General features: G+C 33.0%; 14 protein-coding genes and 2 tRNA genes. 4 read left to right on the top strand and 12 right to left on the bottom strand.

What is annotated here, in order from left to right; all coding sequences use genetic code 11:
• Nucleotides 1–132 precede the first annotated feature (132 nt).
• Together parC and cyoE are read left to right on the top strand one after the other, a co-directional pair.
• Entirely contained in the window at nt 133–2,343 is a 2,211-nt protein-coding gene (gene parC / locus ACFEL1_RS05110) for a DNA topoisomerase IV subunit A (protein ID WP_375331553.1), read from the top strand.
• A 59-nt stretch (nt 2,344–2,402) separates the two neighbouring features.
• The gene (gene cyoE, locus ACFEL1_RS05105; RefSeq protein WP_375331552.1) at nt 2,403–3,278 is read left to right on the top strand and encodes a heme o synthase; all 876 of its coding nucleotides are present in this window, start codon (nt 2,403–2,405) and stop codon (nt 3,276–3,278) included.
• A gap of 345 nt (nt 3,279–3,623) precedes the next feature.
• Here the strand turns inward: cyoE and ACFEL1_RS05100 are convergent, their stop codons facing one another.
• The 3 genes from ACFEL1_RS05100 to ACFEL1_RS05090 all read right to left on the bottom strand — a co-directional run bounded on the left by ACFEL1_RS05100 (nt 3,624) and on the right by ACFEL1_RS05090 (nt 9,788).
• A complete protein-coding gene (locus tag ACFEL1_RS05100) occupies nt 3,624–5,780 on the bottom strand; it encodes a tetratricopeptide repeat protein (protein ID WP_375330706.1) in 2,157 nt (718 codons plus the stop codon).
• A 1,239-nt stretch (nt 5,781–7,019) separates the two neighbouring features.
• On the bottom strand, nt 7,020–8,081 hold the full coding sequence (locus tag ACFEL1_RS05095) for an IS110 family transposase (RefSeq protein WP_375330705.1): 1,062 nt from the start codon (nt 8,079–8,081) through the stop codon (nt 7,020–7,022).
• A gap of 99 nt (nt 8,082–8,180) precedes the next feature.
• Entirely contained in the window at nt 8,181–9,788 is a 1,608-nt protein-coding gene (locus ACFEL1_RS05090) for an IS1634 family transposase (protein ID WP_375330704.1), read from the bottom strand.
• A 216-nt stretch (nt 9,789–10,004) separates the two neighbouring features.
• On the opposite strand from ACFEL1_RS05090, the gene ACFEL1_RS05085 reads away from it, so the two are divergent.
• Nucleotides 10,005–10,490, top strand: coding sequence for a hypothetical protein (locus ACFEL1_RS05085; protein WP_375330703.1), 486 nt, complete (start codon nt 10,005–10,007; stop codon nt 10,488–10,490).
• Between the two features lie 216 nt (nt 10,491–10,706).
• Here ACFEL1_RS05085 and ACFEL1_RS05080 read toward each other — a convergent pair.
• From ACFEL1_RS05080 to rpoH, 9 genes are all read right to left on the bottom strand, one after another.
• Nucleotides 10,707–10,781 (bottom strand) — tRNA-Thr (locus tag ACFEL1_RS05080).
• Between the two features lie 136 nt (nt 10,782–10,917).
• On the bottom strand, nt 10,918–11,253 hold the full coding sequence (locus tag ACFEL1_RS05075; protein ID WP_341762750.1) for a YraN family protein: 336 nt from the start codon (nt 11,251–11,253) through the stop codon (nt 10,918–10,920).
• A gap of 206 nt (nt 11,254–11,459) precedes the next feature.
• Nucleotides 11,460–11,536: transfer RNA gene (locus ACFEL1_RS05070), tRNA-Met, on the bottom strand.
• 61 nt (nt 11,537–11,597) lie between these two features.
• Entirely contained in the window at nt 11,598–12,074 is a 477-nt protein-coding gene (gene rpsI / locus ACFEL1_RS05065) for a 30S ribosomal protein S9 (protein ID WP_341748113.1), read from the bottom strand.
• 6 nt (nt 12,075–12,080) lie between these two features.
• The gene (gene rplM / locus ACFEL1_RS05060; RefSeq protein WP_375330702.1) at nt 12,081–12,548 is read right to left on the bottom strand and encodes a 50S ribosomal protein L13; all 468 of its coding nucleotides are present in this window, start codon (nt 12,546–12,548) and stop codon (nt 12,081–12,083) included.
• A gap of 122 nt (nt 12,549–12,670) precedes the next feature.
• Complete coding sequence (locus tag ACFEL1_RS05055; RefSeq protein WP_375331551.1) at nt 12,671–13,912, bottom strand: PQQ-binding-like beta-propeller repeat protein; 1,242 nt, start codon at nt 13,910–13,912, stop codon at nt 12,671–12,673.
• Nucleotides 13,913–13,982: 70 nt separating this feature from the next.
• A complete protein-coding gene (locus ACFEL1_RS05050; protein ID WP_375330701.1) occupies nt 13,983–14,636 on the bottom strand; it encodes a DUF2659 family protein in 654 nt (217 codons plus the stop codon).
• A 28-nt stretch (nt 14,637–14,664) separates the two neighbouring features.
• Nucleotides 14,665–15,417 carry a tol-pal system protein YbgF gene (ybgF, locus tag ACFEL1_RS05045; protein WP_375330700.1) on the bottom strand — a complete coding sequence of 251 codons (753 nt, stop codon included), beginning with the start codon at nt 15,415–15,417 and terminating at the stop codon, nt 14,665–14,667.
• Between the two features lie 67 nt (nt 15,418–15,484).
• Nucleotides 15,485–16,369, bottom strand: coding sequence for an RNA polymerase sigma factor RpoH (rpoH, locus tag ACFEL1_RS05040; RefSeq protein WP_375330699.1), 885 nt, complete (start codon nt 16,367–16,369; stop codon nt 15,485–15,487).
• Between the two features lie 136 nt (nt 16,370–16,505).
• Here rpoH and ACFEL1_RS05035 point away from each other — a divergent pair, with 136 nt between their 5' ends.
• The gene (locus ACFEL1_RS05035; protein ID WP_341748108.1) at nt 16,506–17,066 is read left to right on the top strand and encodes a cytochrome c oxidase assembly protein; all 561 of its coding nucleotides are present in this window, start codon (nt 16,506–16,508) and stop codon (nt 17,064–17,066) included.
• The last annotated feature ends 172 nt before the right edge of the window (nt 17,067–17,238 follow it).

The following is a 17,238-nucleotide window of genomic DNA, read 5'->3' as shown; positions in this document are numbered from 1 at the left end:
TATTGTTGAAATAGAACGATTAAAAGAAAAAGTATAATTTTTATTATTTAATACCATTTTGCTATTAGTGCTAGCATATATTTAGGATATTATACTAAACATGGAATAAATAATAATAAAAAGTTTTGTATGATAGATAATGCTAAAATAGAAAATATAGACTTTGGTAATGCATTATCAGAGCGTTACCTCTCTTATGCCTTATCAACAATTATGTCAAGATCCTTGCCTGACGTTCGTGATGGGTTAAAACCAGTGCATCGCAGATTATTGTATGGCATGCTCCAATTAAGGTTAGACCCAACCTCTGCCTATAAGAAATGTGCAAGAGTTGTCGGTGATGTAATGGGTAAATATCACCCACATAGTGACGTTGCAGTGTATGATACATTAGTACGTCTTGCACAAAATTTTTCTCTCAGATATCCACTAATTGATGGACAAGGAAATTTTGGTTCTATTGATGGAGATAACGCAGCAGCTATGCGTTATACAGAATCAAGAATGACAGAAATTTGTACCTTATTAATGTCAGATATAGATCAAGATACTGTTGATTTTCGGGCTACATATGATGATTCCGATACCGAACCGGTAGTTATGCCCGCTATGTTTCCTAATTTACTGGCTAATGGTTCAGAAGGTATAGCAGTTGGAATGGCAACCAGTATACCACCACATAATTTACATGAATTATGTGATGCACTAATATATTTAATTGACCATCCTCAATCAAATGTTAACGATATTTTGCAATTTGTTAAAGGTCCTGACTTTCCAACGGGTGGAATAATTGTTGATAGAATCGATTCAATCCATCAAGCCTATGGTGTGGGGCGTGGTAGTTTTAGAGTAAGAGCAAGATGGGCAAAGGAAGACCTAAGTTATGGTTTATATCAGATAGTAATTACTGAAATACCTTATCAAGTACAAAAATCTAAACTTATCGAACAAATAGCTGTATTGTTAAAAGACAAAAAAATTCCTTTAATAAGCAATATTAGAGATGAATCTACAGAAGATATAAGATTAATTATTGAACCTAGGGATCGTAATTGTGATCCTAATGTAATTATGGAGTCATTATTCAAACTGACAGTTTTAGAGAATAGAATTCAGCTTAATATGAATGTTATAGGTTCAAATAATATTCCTAAAGTAGCTAATATACTGGAAATATTGCAGGAGTTTTTATTACACCGACAAAATATTATTACTCGCAGATCTAAATTTCTTATTGGCAAAATTGAACATAGGTTGGAAGTTCTCAAAGGTCTAAGGATAGCTTACTTAAATTTGGATGAAATAATTAAAATTATTCGTGAAGAAGATGAGCCTAAACAAGTAATGATAGCTAAGTTTGGTTTAACTGATGTGCAAGTTGAAGCAATTCTTAATACAAGATTGCGATCTTTAAGAAAATTGGAAGAACAAGAAATTATTAACGAGCATAATCTACTCGAAAAAGAGCATGCACATTTACAGAAAATTCTACAAGATCCGAGTGAATTAAAAAAGATAGTTAAGAAAGAAGTTAAAATGGTGCAAACAAAGTTTGGTTTTAGTACTAAACTAGGACTACGTCGAACTAGTTTTGAAGAGGCTAATATTGTTGCTCAGATTGTTGATATTTCAGCTTTCATAGCCAAAGAACCTCTTACCATAATATGTTCCAAGATGGGGTGGATTCGCTCTTTAAAAGGTCATAGTAACGATTTATCAACTGTTAAATATAAGGAAGGAGACGCAGAAAATTTTATTCTAGAAGGCTATACTACTGACAAAATTCTTATATTAAGTGCAGCGGGGCGTTTTTTCACTATCCTAGCCGATAATATATTTAAAGGCAAAGGCAATGGAGAATCTATAAAATTGATGATAGATATAGGTAATGAAGAAATAGTAAGCATGTTGGTCTATAGGCCTACCCAAAAACTTTTATTGGCAAGTAGTATTGGCAAAGGCTTTATCATCGATTCAGATGAGGTAGTAGCACAAACTAAACTCGGTAAGCAAATTATGCAAATTCCTGCAAATCATTCCTGTATTGCTTGTGTGCCTGTAGAAGGTGATTGTATAGCTTGTATAGGTGAGAACCGGAAATTACTAGTATTTAAACTAGACGAAATACCAATAATGAAACGAGGACAAGGGGTAATTCTACAAAAGTTCAAAAATGCTAAACTTATGGATGTCAAGATATTTGATAGTAGTTTAGGGCTAAGCTGGAAATTAGGAGAAAAGATTAGGGTAGAGAAAGATCTTTTACCATTTCTTGGACGACGAGGTTCGGTTGGTAAAATCCCTCCTAGTGGATTTCCTAGAAATAATAAATTTTCTTAAGATAAAAATATATGAATAATTCCTCTAATTATATTAATAGACCTCTTGCAAAACTAGAGATGAATACTACTAAAAAAAGCTCTAATAGCTCAGTTATGGACTATATCCTACTCATGAAACCACGAGTTATGGCACTTGTGGTATTTACTAGCTTTTCTGGTCTATGGCTTGCTCCATACCCCATCCATCCATTTATAGCTTGCATCGCTATGCTCTGTATTACACTTGGAGCTGGTAGTAGTGCAGCTATTAACATGTGGTATGATAGAGATATTGATGCGATAATGAAACGTACACAAAACAGACCTCTAGTTATTGGGGTTATAGAACCACAGGATGCTTTAGCTTTTGGCGTGGTTGTGGGGTTCTTTTCAGTTTTTTTGATGGGACTTTGTGTTAACCTACTATCTGCTTTATTATTACTAATAACCATATTGTATTATGTCTTCATTTATACCATGTGGCTAAAACGTTCAACAATGCAAAATATAGTTATTGGAGGGGTTGCAGGTGCATTGCCTCCTATGATTGGCTGGGCAACAGTAACTAATGAGATTTCACTTTTCTCCTTTTCTGTATTTATGATTATTCTAACCTGGACACCCCCACACTCGTGGGCATTAGCAATTTTTCGCTCAGAAGACTACAAAAATTGTGGCGTCCCGATGATGCCGGTGGTAAAGGGAGAATATTATACTAAGAAGCAAATTCTTGCCTATAGTATAATTATGTTTATTACTTCATTTACGCCCTTTTTTTTAGGAATAAGTAATTTTGTATATTTAGTAACTGCATTTATACTGGGGCTAATTTTTTTATACTATGCTGCCTCTCTGTTTAGTGATAAAGATCATAAACAAGCTAAAAAACTATTTGCCTATTCAATATTTTATCTTTTTAGTATTTTTTTAACATTGGACTTCTCTCGAAACTAGTCCACAACTGTTGAAAGTTAGTAAATACAGCTTTCCTATGCGTCTATTAGCGAGGAGGCTGTAAGACCGACGAAGCAATCCAGTAACATCATTTATCTATAGATTGTTTCCTAGATTGCTTCGCTTACGCTCGCAATGACGCTGTGGTATAGGTGTTTGTAAACTTTCGACAGTTGTGGAAACTAGCCGCTTGTGGATAGCGACAGAACAATTTAAAAGCCGGGCTGTTTAAACAGCCCCATTTTAAAATTACCCTGAGCAACTATCCCTCCTACCTCAAAAGCTGTTAGGCTTTGAAGTAGGAGGAATAATTTATGGGACTTTATTCACTATTTATGACTAGCCTTAATAATCGTTATTAGCACACTCACCGATGAGGTATGTAGTAGATTCTTCAGTAGGGGGATAATAATTAGAATATTTAGTAGAATATTTAGGCAGAACATTATAAGGGCGAGTATATTCGTATGTTGTTTTCATATCCTGACTTAATTCTAGATCGTCTTTTAGAACAAAAGAAGCCTTTGAATATAACGTATATGCTGCATAACTAGGGAATATTGGAAGCAGCATTTGCTTAGCTAACTGTTTTAATTGCCCAGCTATAGCTTCTCTTTTAGCAAAATCTGTATGTGGGTAACAATCTACAGCTTGTACTTGCTGATATACTTTATTGGAAGATAAACAGACCTTAACTAAGCAATCCCTCTCTGCAGCACTATATCCATCTTGAGCAACAGTCTTGGATACTATAGTAGTCTTATTAACATCCATTTCATAATTACCACGTGCATCTGTAAAATAAATACGAGTACTAATAGCTTTACTATAAACTTGTTCAGCTTTTAGTTGATTTGAAGGTAAAAGAACTCCAGCTAAATTTAGCAAAACTATCTGATCATCGGTAGCTTGCCATATATTTGGATCAGCGTCAAGAGCCTTTTTACAAACTATTCTTGCTTCCTCCATTTTATTTGAAGACAAAAGAACGTCAGCAAGAAGCACCAAAATTTTAGGATCCTCTATAGTTTTATATACATCAGGATTCTCTTTAACAGCTTCACTCAAAAGACTTTTTGCCTTACCTTTAGTAGTGTTATACTGTGAATCTTGCCAATTAAGCGACGGAATCAAATGAGCTAACTTAGTTAACTCATTTAAAACCTCTTCGGCAAGAGGAGTAACGACCTTAACTACGGGAGTTGTGGGGGCTGTGGGAGTTGTGGTGGCATTTTTAACAAGTTGCAAATATTTATGATTACCTATATCGACACTGGTATACGGTGGTGGTAGAGATGAAGTAGGAGAAAAGTCACCGGCGTCATTCACTTTAGTATCTTTTGTAGGTGAAGCTTTAGGTTTAAGTGCCTCTAATTCAGCTTTGTGTTCAGTTTTAAGTTTCTCTAATTCAGCTTTTAATTCAGCTTCGTGTTTAGTTCTAAGTTCCTCTAACTGTTTAGTATGTACATCAAGAGTTACAACCGTCTTTAACTTAAAGGCAGCTTCGTCATATTTCTCTTTAAGTTTTTCAAATTCTTTTTCAGCTTTCTTTACCTCAGGGCTTACAACTGGAGCTGCAGATGCCGTAGCAACTGTTGGATTTGGGTTGTACTTTAAAGCATAGGTAGCAGCTTCTTCAGCAAGTTTTGTCTCTCCAGCTTTGTTAAACTTCTCTTGCAATGTTTTAAAGATCTCATAAATATCTTGACGTTGTATAGGATTATATTTATCTGATTTCTCTTTAAGATACTTAAAAGCTTCCTTTGGATCTTTTATTGTACTAGCGTATAGCTCAAATATTTGGAAATTATGGCTATTTTTATTCAAATACTCCATTTTTGTACGAGCTTGGTCATATCCTCCAGCCTTAATTAGTGACTGAACTTCTGTTTCAACCTCTTTTAATAACTTATCGCATTGTGAAGAAATGCTGGGTACTTTTTGTGCATTTGCACCAAGATTTTTATATATCTTTACCCATATTTCTAGTCCTATTATAGATTTATCTCTATCAGGACTATACTTGTCATACGCATGTAATAAATGTTCATTATGTTCTTTAAACTTACCTGCTCGGAAGGCACTAATAGCTAGACCGTGGTATATTCCAAACAATAGTGAGTCTTGTTGTTCCTTTTCTAGAGAAAACTTAGAGGTTTTAATATCGTCATATAAATTTTTATATTCCTTCTGAGCCTTACTATAATTGAATTGATTGGGATCCGTACCGATCTTTTGTACATCACCATATTCTTTATTTAAAGCTCCAAGCCGTATTTGAGCAGATTTAAAATTGGCCTCTAAAATAGGATCAGTACCAGTACTAGTATCATTACTAATACTCCTTAGAAAAGCTCCAAGCATTTCTTGGAGAGATTTAAATCTAGCCTCTAAAACAGGATCAATACCAGTACTAGTATCATTACCAGTACTCCTTAGGCTAGAACTCCTACCTAGACTAGCACTCTTATCTGGACTAGATTTCTTAAGCGACTTAAACATAATATCCTCCTAGTATACTTTTGTTTTATTATTTAATTAGTAGCAGTTAGATTTTATATTATCTAAACCTGCTGTTAAACTTTAGTTGTACTACACACAAAGCTGTCATCCGAGCTACGGTGGGAATGACAGCGTTTGTACTACTGGTATTCCAGTATTACAACTTTTAGTATGTAGAAATAGGCTCTTGCATAACTTCATTCTTGTAAGGTAATCTTATTGTCAAAATTAAGTAAGGAATTATACATATCTTGTTCCACTTATACTCCTTGCTTAATTTTTTTCCAAAACTTCCTCTTTCATAATTTAGCGATACAAGACGTCTTCAGTAAATTAAGACAGGTTTATAGCCAGTAATCAAGTAATATCAAATAACATCACGAAAATTATATTAACAACCCTAATAAATAGTAACTTTTTTGTAACTTATGATATTTTTGCAAATACTTCAAGTTTTTCAGTATAGTTAACCTCAACTATTGATGTAAGACATCGGTTTAATAGCTCAGATGTCATCAACTGTTGAAAGTTAGAAGAGGAAGCGGTTTTAATATAAGGAAAAATGCATTCTTAAAGCGGCTAACGCGAATGCATTTTAAACCTTTCTAAAGCTAGAAACATGATTTTAAAAGATTAAAATCATGTTTTTATTTTAGCAAAATGGATTGCTACGCTCACATACGTTCGCTCGCAATGACGCTGTAGTATAGGTATTTGTAAACTTTTGACAGTTGTGCGTTAGATGCCGTGGCGATCTTGTGAAGTAAGGGTTGCTACTTCGAAAGATTGCCACGTCGGCGATTCCATCGCCTCCTCGCTACTCATCTTCGAGATAAATATGAGCAGAAATTATGCTATAGAACGTGAGTATTATGCGACGAGTGGAGTGTAGAATTAAATTCTCGTTACTGACTACATGTATGGACCTCCTGTAAAATGCAAGAAAAAAATAACATCTAATAGCAAAAATGCAAATGCATACATGTATCCGGCTTATAGTTAATAAATTATGTGTAATTTATCCTACAGCCCTGATGGAATTCGCTGGCTTACAAACTATATACTTATCATTTTATCGGCTTCAAAGAGCCATTGTAGTCATCAGTTTCTTTGTAAGCTAAGGTTTGTCTTATTTACCATCAATATTATTATCTCACGCATATTCCGGGTTGGAATCTCTTACATATTCTTTGTTTACCTATTAATTAATAAACCACTATTTATTTTATTTTATGTTAATTATAATAGCTCTGTGCTACAAACTTTACTCTCTACATAATCATCCCCTGACCTTAGTACTGCAAACACCACTCTTGCCAGTTTATTAGCTACAGCAACTACTGTTTTATTATGTCCATTTCGCTCAGATAAATTAAACATCCACTGCGTAAATTTGCTAAAATCTTTTTTAGATTTTTGTTCTTCCGATGTAAATCTTATCTTGGCATTTAGTACAGCTCTAGCTCCTTGGATCAATAGAGTACGCAAGTAAACATCACCTCGCTTGCTAATTCCAAGCAACTTATCTTTCCCTCCACTGGAATGCTGCCTTGGCACTAATCCAAACCATGCCGATAATTGCCTACCATTCTCAAAACTTGTAGCATTACCTATTGATGCTATTAAAGCAGTAGCAGTAATTAAACCAAGACCAGGTATAGCTGTTAATCGTTGATATTGAGTTAAGTTGCTAGCTATTATTTTTAATCTTTTTTCTATCTCTTTTATTTTTTTGTCATTATCCAAAAATTCCTCTTTCAATTCACTAAATGTTTGGTAACCTAGCTGACTCAAATTTCCTTCATCTAAAATCTCAGTTAATTTTGTTACAACCTTATTGATCCCTTGAGGAATAATAAAACCAAATTCATGTAATAATCCTCTAATTTCATTCGCAAGTGCCGTACGGTTTTTTACCAATCTCTCTCTTACCCGATGAATTGACAAAATATCTTGTTGTTCTACAGTTTTAATTGGTACAAACCTCATATTTGGTCTTGTTACTGCTTCACATATAGCTTCAGCGTCAGCTTGATCGTTTTTATTAGTTTTAACATACGGTTTGACAAATTGTGGAGCCATTAGTTTTACTATATGCCCCAATTTAGTTATTTCTCTTGCCCAGTAACTAGCTCCGCCGCAAGCTTCCATACCTACCAAACATTTTGGTAAATTAGCCATAAATGTTAAAACTTGATCTCTCATTAATTTTTTCTTTAATACCGTCTTACCATTTTTATCTACACCATGAATTTGGAAAATTCTTTTTGCAATATCTATACCAATTGTGGTAACTTCCATCTTAGCCTCCTGATTGTTATTTTAATATTTAATATTAACTTTAGAAGATTAGCAACTGCTTTTCATTCTGTATATCAGGAGGTCCATACCATTATTTTATCATTTTGCAGATTTTGTCATTTGGGGCATCGTTAAATCAAATAAATTGAATAAATTTTGTTGAAACTCGCTTAATTTTGGTAATCTTATAACTTTGCAACCCTTGATTGTGTAATATAAAAAACATACTTTATCCAGCTCTCTTAATGCTTCCTCAATGGTCACATTATATTTACCATCCTTGGTTACGCCACAACCTTGTTTCAACTTATTTTTCATATAGTGCCATATTTTTAATGCCAACATGCAAACAAATACATGTCCCTTCGTTCTGTTGCTTTTCCTTAAAAAGATCGGTCTTACTTCGAGTAATCCTGTCTTCATACTGCTAAAATTCGATTCTACTTCATGTAAATTATGGTAAGCTTTATCAACCAATTCTTTACTCATCAGTTTAATTTCAATCTGTGTTTCAATCGCATAACAACCATCAAGAGCAAACAACTCTTTTTTCTTATCTTGATCAATTTCAACCACTATTTGGTTGCCGTCTAATTTTAGGTTGATAAATTTATCTATCCGCCATTCTTTGGCAATTTTTTGAATATTATTTAAACCAAGTTCTAGCTTTGCTTTCTTATGGGTTGATACATATATATTACGCTCTTCAATCTTTGCAACCAATTTTTCAACTCGGTTATTCCTATCAAACTCAACTTTTCGGGCTATAGAACCATTCTTCCTTAAAATATATCTTTTGCCATTATTGGTTACTTCGCATAGCTGTTCTTCAAAAAAACTATATTGCAAAACTCCGCTTTTCTTTAAGCTTTCAATCTCAACTTTACTTAAGGTTGTAATATAGTCCCATCCTTCTTTGCTCAGGGCTTCTTTGCCTGTCCTCTTAATCATTCCTTTATCACCAACAAAGACGATATTCTTAATACCAAAATTAGATTTTACTAGCTCAATCTGCTCATAAATGGTAGAAGGATCAGCACTATTACCCTTAAAAACTCTAACAGCCAAAGGTTCGCCATGATCATCAGTTAATAGACCAATCACTATTTGCTTTTTACCCTTCTTTTTATCCCGATTGTACCCATATTCCGCAAGTTCATTCTCTGTTCCTTCGAAATAGCTGGAAGTGACGTCATATAAAAGCATAACAGGCGGCTTGTTATTTTTCTTTTGATAAGTTTTAAATAATTTTAATTCGATCTTTTCTTGGTTCTCTTCTAACCATTCTAGAGCCTGATATAAATGGTTTTCATCAAATGAATCGACAGATAATACATCAGATATCGCATGCGATTTCGCCCATTTCACGCTGGAAAGTCTAGACCCTTGGTGAGCAAAGCGTGCTAAAACCAAAAATAGACTCAATAAAGCTTCTTTGCTTCTAGTACCAAGAGCCTTAGTAATACTAATTTCATCAGCAATTCTTTTTAGTAGAAAAATAGTCCCAAAACTTTCACCAACCTCAGGAACACCATCTAAACCATCAAATTCACCTTTAAGCATCTTCTTAAAAGCCTCAATGCGTAAATCATCCCAGTTAGTTAAGTTAGCTAGGGTTTTATTTAATACTTTCCCGTCTTCGCGATAAGAGGTACGAAGCAATATTGCAGGACGAGAATTTCTATTTGGAACAGTTGTAATATACATGAAAGAGATTATATCTCTAAATTCCAGCATTGTCAAATAAAAAATATCATTTACATGACTACAAATCTTATAGCAAAATCCTTATAAACCTTACTTTCCTACCTCTTCAAACACTTCTCCCTCTCGAAGATAAGTCGCGAAGACGGGAAAGTATTAAATAAAACCCTAGCTAACTTAACTAACTGGGATGATTTACGCATTGAGGCTTTTAAGAAGATGCTTAAAGGTGAATTTGATGGTTTAGATGGTGTTCCTGAGGTTGGTGAAAGTTTTGGGACTATTTTTCTACTAAAAAGAATTGCTGATGAAATTAGTATTACTAAGGCTCTTGGTACTAGAAGCAAAGAAGCTTTATTGAGTCTATTTTTGGTTTTAGCACGCTTTGCTCACCAAGGGTCTAGACTTTCCAGCGTGAAATGGGCGAAATCGCATGCGATATCTGATGTATTATCTGTCGATTCATTTGATGAAAACCATTTATATCAGGCTCTAGAATGGTTAGAAGAGAACCAAGAAAAGATCGAATTAAAATTATTTAAAACTTATCAAAAGAAAAATAACAAGCCGCCTGTTATGCTTTTATATGACGTCACTTCCAGCTATTTCGAAGGAACAGAGAATGAACTTGCGGAATATGGGTACAATCGGGATAAAAAGAAGGGTAAAAAGCAAATAGTGATTGGTCTATTAACTGATGAGTAAAGAATTGGTTGATAAAGCTTACCATAATTTACATGAAGTAGAATCGAATTTTAGCAGTATGAAGACGGGATTACTAGTTTTTATTCTCTCCTTAATCTCTTTGTCCTGTACTGAGGACAAATATATCAAGTTTAGATAGTCTTTAAATATTAATGCAAATTATAGGAAGAAAGCTTATGAGTACTAGGACTTTAAGGATTACAACTAATAAAAAATTGGTGCCGCTAGTAGGAATTGAACCTACGACCTCATCATTACCAATGATGTGCTCTACCTCTGAGCTATAGCGGCCTAGTTTTAAGAGAAGTCTCAGACTATATGAGTATGATCTTTTTGACATATATTGCTTTATTGGTCAAGCAATAATTTTAAAATAATTACTTAGTCAGTTAGCATTTGAGTGTATAGTGTAGTAGAAAGAACTCTATTACCATGCGTTTTCAATAATAATTGGTATACTGTAAGGTTTAATAATTATTAGGTCAAATCTAACTTGATAATTTTGGTATTTTGGGTTAGAGCTTAAAAATACACTAGCAGATCTTTTTATTCTTGCTTGTTGATGAGTTGATAATATCCGATCATCAACGTCAGAACGCCTTGCTTTTACTTCTATAAAAACAAGTTGTTTTCCACGTAGGGCGATAATATCAATCTCACCAACATAATATCTTTTACGATGGTGAAGAATTTGATAAAATTTAATTTTATAAATAATAATAGCCACATACTCAGCTATTAAACCGAATGTAATCCTTTTCATAATAATGTTTGCAAGAACTTGAAGAATTTCGAGTACATTCACCGCATAATAGCATAGACATCAAGTAGCACTAATAACTTTCATATATAAAATATAAAAAAAATCGCCGTATACTTAATGCTTTAAAGAATTAGTTGTTGATTCTTATTATGAAAACCCCCATTACACAAAGTCGATAATAAACTACCACATGAATTAGCATTTTGTGGTAGCGAGGGAGGGATTTGAACCCCCGACACGCGGATTATGATTCCGCTGCTCTAACCAACTGAGCTACCCCGCCATGATGGAAAGAGCTTCAGAAAATGACATGCTAGACAACTCCAAACAGACTCTGTAAAATTTTAACGTTTAGAGAATTGAGTACTTTTTCTAGCTTTATGCTTACCATATTTTTTTCGTTCTACAACCCTTGAGTCTCTTGTTAAGAAACCGGATTTGCGTAAAATACTATGAAATTCTGGTGCAATTTTGTCAAGAGCCCTAGAAACACCGTGTAGTACAGCACCCAGTTGTCCTGATATTCCACCGCCTCTAACAGTACATATTATATCATATTGTCCAGCAGTATTGGTTACAACAAATGGTCGCAAAAGAGATTTGGTATGAGCTTCACGAGTGAAATATTGCTCCATATTTTTTTTGTTGACAATTACCTTACCACTACCACTTTTTAACCAAACTCTAGCAATTGCACTTTTTCTTCTACCTGTACCATAGACTTTATTATCACTACTTCCTACAGGCGTTTTAGGCTTAACTAACTTACTCTGAACTGTATCGCTTTTGGTTTTCTCACTTTGAACCTTTAATATTGTCATAATCCACTATTTTTTATTCTTTGTATTTTTGCTTGCAAAATCATAAAACTCAGGTTGCTGTGCTTTATGTGGGTGTTCATTCTCTGCATAGACATATAGATTACCCATCTGCTTTGATCCCAAAACATTTCGCGTAATCATTCTTTTTACAGCAAGCTTAACGACACGTTCAGGATATTTACCAGACAGAATTTTTCCAGCTGTTGTATCCTTTATTCCACCTGGGAAACCAGTATGGCGATAATAAAACTTACCATCTTTAAGATCTGATTTTTTACCTGTCAAGCAAATATGCTTGGCATTAATTATTATTACATAATCTCCACAATCTAAATGAGGAGTGAAGGAAGGCTTATGTTTGCCGCGTAAGATTTTAGCTACTTCACTAGCAAGTCTACCTAATACAAGGTCTTTAGCATCTATGACCCACCACTTTTTCTGAATTTGTGATGGTTTTGCAGAATAAGTTTTCACGTTATATATCTTTATTAATTAGAATTAATGTTATCATTGTCCCAACCTAGGCTATACTAAATAGCATTATAACCACTATTTTGTCAAGATAAATGTAAATATATATTTAACATAGTTCTTGACTAATCGACAAACATAATTTTTTTATCAGTAGCAAAATACATACTACCACAGCAGGTTTTTCCATGATATTCAATATTTTTAGTAATTTTAGTAATCTGTGGAGTGGTGCTTAAATTACCATTAACATCTGATTGGAAACTATATAATTCACCTTTAGTGGAAATAATATTTAAATTCCACCCTTCTGCCTCAGCTACCTTACCAATTATAGGGGTTAGGAATGATGAGGCTTTAACTTTTTTAATATCTTTCCCATCATTTAGATCTGCTACAAACTTGACTTTACCAAAATCAGTACTTATAGCAGCTATTTGTCCAGCATTATTTGTTATAAATAAACTATTACCCGCTAACAACATAGATTGCACATCATAAGCTTTGGTTTGCCAAAGAATATTACCCGTCATGATATCTAGCTTTACTATCTTACCAGCACTATTAGCTATATATATGTGAGAGTTATTGACAATAGGTTTGCATAATATAGATGCTGCCTCAAAATTTGGCAAGCCTATTTCTTGATGACTAGATAAATCGTTAGTCCATAGAACTCGACCGCTACCTGCTTCTAGAGCAAGAATTTGCCCTGAATTATAATTTACTATTACATGATTATTTTGTACTATTGGGCTAACATGGTAACTTGATGACAAAGTTTCTATTACACCTTCATGTTGCCAAACAAAATTTAAATTATCAATATTAATCGCTAATATTTGATTAGTTACTGTTTGAACTACAATAGTATGATTATTAATTAATACCGGTTTTACTCTAGTAATATCAGGCAACTCTTTTCTGATTATTTCATGACCTGACCTACTATCTAATACTACCAAGAATCTTGAACCATAGGTAACATATAGTTTATCATTGTGGCATAATATCCCTCCACCAACATAATAATCACTCTTGTTAGTGCTGATATTATATGACCACATAATAGATTTATCTTTCATAGAAAAAGCGGAAATATTACCTTTAGTATCAATGGTATAGGCAACAGCTTTATTAAAAACTGGCTCTGATATTATTTTATATTTTGCAACAGTATATTCCTTATTTTGCAGCTGTTCAGGGCTAAATATATTTGTTTTTACAGTAGAATCTATTTGAATTGTTTCATTACTTTCTACAGATAATCTAGGAGTTAATTCTACAATATTTTTAATCTTTTTAGCTCCAAGACCGCAAGAAGTTAGAATAAAAGGTAGTAAGAAAATAATTAATCGTTGTTTTATCATAATTTAAGCCTTTGTTGTTACGCGAATTAGGGATAAGAATTAACTAATTCTTATCCCTAATTGAGGTTTATTGTAAGTTTGAAAGTAAAGCTTTAGCCTGCTCTTTAACTACTTGAGTTGTACTTTCTAGTGATATTACCTTTTTCAAGGTATTTTCTGCTAAATCTTTTGAGTTATTGTTAATATACCAAATTGCTTTGATAATATTGGCAGTACCAAAGAATGGTTTATTCTCATCATCAAAATAATTTAAATATTCCTCGATTTCATTAGTGTTTACATTAGATAAATTTGTTTCGTCTATCATTAAACTTAACCAAACTAGACGTGCATATGCACTTGTTAATTCGGTATAATTCTTGTTATCAATAATTTTCTTTAATAAAGTTCTAGCTTCTATAAAATCTCCTTGATGTATTTTTATGCTAACTTGTTCGATAGCAGCAAGCTCTCCTACTTTATTATTACTTGTTTCAATTAAATTATCCAACGACTTTATGGTTAGGTCTTTGTTGTCATTGATAAGCGACATAGACTTAACTAAAATATCACCTGTCTTTTGATTATTCTTTATTTTCTTACCGCCAAGCCAATTGTTTATTAGCATAAATAATACAACTATTAGTGCGAAGATTATAGTTATAGGAAGAAGTTTTTTAAAGTAATAAAGTTTCTTTTCTTCATTTTTATCATTTAAAACTTCTTCTAAAATGTCAGTCATTATTATTTACCTTTTTGTTCATAAGAACCTAACGCTTACAAGCAAATTTGGTTCTTGCGTCCTTAGCTCTTTTTATTGATGTAGCTGGTCTACTCGGAAATTCTGTTTCAAGTTTATTAAGAATAGAGCATGCCTCTTGTATTTTTTTCAATTCCCCAAGAGATAATGCTAATTTTAACAATGAGTCAGAAGCTTTAGAACCTTTTGGTGATTGTTTGTAACCTTTTAGATAATTTATAGCCGCTTTATCAAACATATTACGCCTAAAAAAAGATTCTCCGTACCAAAAATACGCATTACCTACCAAAGGACTATTAGAGTAATTTTTTAAAAAATTTGCAAATTTTTCTTCTGCATCGGTTAATTTATTATCTTTTAAAGAGGCAAGTGCTAAGTCATAAAGTTGCTTATCTTTTGCTATCCCCGAAATGGGTTTTGCAGTATCATACGACACAACTTCTTTTTGTACTTCTTTAGTAGACGGTATTTCAAATACATCGCTATCTATAGAATCATCTGATAAATTTTTTGTTGTACTGGTATCATCAGAATTTATTACCTCTCGTTTTGTAGAGCCTAAAATTTTCTCTAATTTGGCAATAGTATGTTCAATTATTTCGACTCTGCCAAGTAAGTGCTGATTCTCTTTTTCCAAAATATCTAATCTTTCTGTACAATCATTAGATGAATCAAATTTCAAACTCTTTCTAGTAATTTGATTTCCAGCAAATACTTGCGTAGAAATCAAAATAATCAACAAATGTATAGCAATTGCTTTCATGAATTAATATTTAATTTAATATGTTGTAAAACCATCTGAGTATACTAGAAAAATTATAGTAATCCACTTAAACAACTTTTGGCATCTGTTGCAATATAAAGTTTTTCACTTTCTCAAATGCTGTGTTCTCAATCTGCCTAATTCTTTCCTTAGAGATTTTATATTCAATACTAAGAGTATCAAGAGTTTTTGGAGGATCTTTTAATTTACGCTCAGTGAGAATATGTAATTCACGATCATTTAATATCTTCATCGCTTGTGTTAGCAAATTATGTTTGTTAACAGAATCCTCTTGGCTAATTAATCTTAGCTCTTGACTTGGACGGGTTTCCGGTAAAAATTCAATTAGCTCGCTATCACTGTTATCATTTCCACTATTTACCAAATTATTCAATGATAAGTCTGAACCAGATAACCTAGAATTCATTTCACTAACTTCATTCTTAGTCACTCCAAGTTCTTGAGCAATTTGAACAAAATCTTGATCTGTAACAGCTCTTGAATATAGGTTAGTGATTTTATGCTTAATTTTACTAAGGCTAAAAAATAACTTTTTTTGTGCTGCCGTAGTACCCATTTTAACCAAAGACCAAGATCTTAGGACATATTCATGGATTGAAGCTTTAATCCACCACAAAGCATAAGTAGACAAGCGAAAACCTAAATCAGGATTATATTTCTTTACTGCTTGCATAAGACCTAAATTCCCTTCTGACACAAGCTCATTTAGAGGTAGTCCATAATTTCTATATCTAACAGCAATTTTTGCTACCAATTTCAAGTGACTAGTTACTAGCTTATGAGCAGCTTCTAGGTCATTCTGCTCAAGATAGGCTTTGGCAAGTAGAAATTCTTCCTCTTGTGAAAGTGACGGAACTTTATTGATCTTTTGCAAATACTGATAAAACCCTGATTCTGCAGAAATTACTGGCACACTGATTTTGTTAGTCATATAATACCTTTAAAATAGATTCCTTTACTTAGGGGATATACTAGAATGGGTACATAATATCATAAGTTTAAAATATTTTAAATAGACTTCTTGTAAAAAATTGAAATTTGACTTTTTACAAAAAGAGAGCAACATTGTGTTACAAAAATCTAATAGAAATTTTGCCTTAGCCCTAGTTAGTTTAGTACTTAGCATGGTTTTTTTAAGCTTTGCATCAATACCAATTTACAATTTATTTTGTAAAGTCACTGGATATGGTGGTACTACCACAAGACAAGAACTCAATATATATTCTCCTAAAAAAGGAACTAGAACCATAACTATAGAATTTGATTCCAATGTTGATAGTAAATTGCCTTGGAGATTTATTCCTAAGCAAAGGAGGTCTAAAGTTACCCTAGGACAAAATACACTAATTTTTTATGAGTCTGAAAATCTAAGTAACGATGATATAATAGGAACTTCCATTTATAATGTTACACCTAATAAAGCTGGTAAATACTTTGTTAAAATACATTGTTTTTGTTTTGAAGAACAGTTATTAAAAGCAGGAGAAAAAATGTTGATGCCAGTGACATTTTTTATAGACTCTGATTTTGAGGAAGATAAAGAAATGAATGATGTGGATACAATAACCTTATCTTATAGTTTTTATAAGGTAAGAACCATTGAAAAAGATTCAATGAAATTCAAATAATAATTTAAAAAGTAGAAATTTAGTATATATTTATATAGCTAACCCGATAGCATCTAGCCGTAGTAAATTGACGTCTATTAGCGAAAAGCCGAATGTGACAAAGCAATCTAATAAATGTGGATTGCCACTACACTCACGTGGTCTCGCTAATAGACTGGAATATTTTTACCAA

Origin of the sequence: Candidatus Tisiphia endosymbiont of Oplodontha viridula (assembly GCF_964264865.1) — a bacterium.
Taxonomy (GTDB): domain Bacteria; phylum Pseudomonadota; class Alphaproteobacteria; order Rickettsiales; family Rickettsiaceae; genus Tisiphia.
Note: the sequence above shows the minus strand (reverse complement) of the source record. Positions and strands in the feature narration are given on the sequence as shown.

What these genes read in the sequence shown, in the direction of transcription:
- cyoE (WP_375331552.1), top strand. Translation starts at nt 2,403, where the DNA reads ATGAATACTACTAAAAAAAGCTCTAATAGCTCAGTTATGGACTATATC.
- ACFEL1_RS05100 (WP_375330706.1), bottom strand. Translation starts at nt 5,780, where the DNA reads ATGTTTAAGTCGCTTAAGAAATCTAGTCCAGATAAGAGTGCTAGTCTA.
- ACFEL1_RS05095 (WP_375330705.1), bottom strand. Translation starts at nt 8,081, where the DNA reads ATGGAAGTTACCACAATTGGTATAGATATTGCAAAAAGAATTTTCCAA.
- ACFEL1_RS05090 (WP_375330704.1), bottom strand. Translation starts at nt 9,788, where the DNA reads ATGTATATTACAACTGTTCCAAATAGAAATTCTCGTCCTGCAATATTG.
- ACFEL1_RS05085 (WP_375330703.1), top strand. Translation starts at nt 10,005, where the DNA reads ATGCTTAAAGGTGAATTTGATGGTTTAGATGGTGTTCCTGAGGTTGGT.
- ACFEL1_RS05075 (WP_341762750.1), bottom strand. Translation starts at nt 11,253, where the DNA reads ATGAAAAGGATTACATTCGGTTTAATAGCTGAGTATGTGGCTATTATT.
- rpsI (WP_341748113.1), bottom strand. Translation starts at nt 12,074, where the DNA reads ATGACAATATTAAAGGTTCAAAGTGAGAAAACCAAAAGCGATACAGTT.
- ACFEL1_RS05050 (WP_375330701.1), bottom strand. Translation starts at nt 14,636, where the DNA reads ATGACTGACATTTTAGAAGAAGTTTTAAATGATAAAAATGAAGAAAAG.
- ybgF (WP_375330700.1), bottom strand. Translation starts at nt 15,417, where the DNA reads ATGAAAGCAATTGCTATACATTTGTTGATTATTTTGATTTCTACGCAA.
- rpoH (WP_375330699.1), bottom strand. Translation starts at nt 16,369, where the DNA reads ATGACTAACAAAATCAGTGTGCCAGTAATTTCTGCAGAATCAGGGTTT.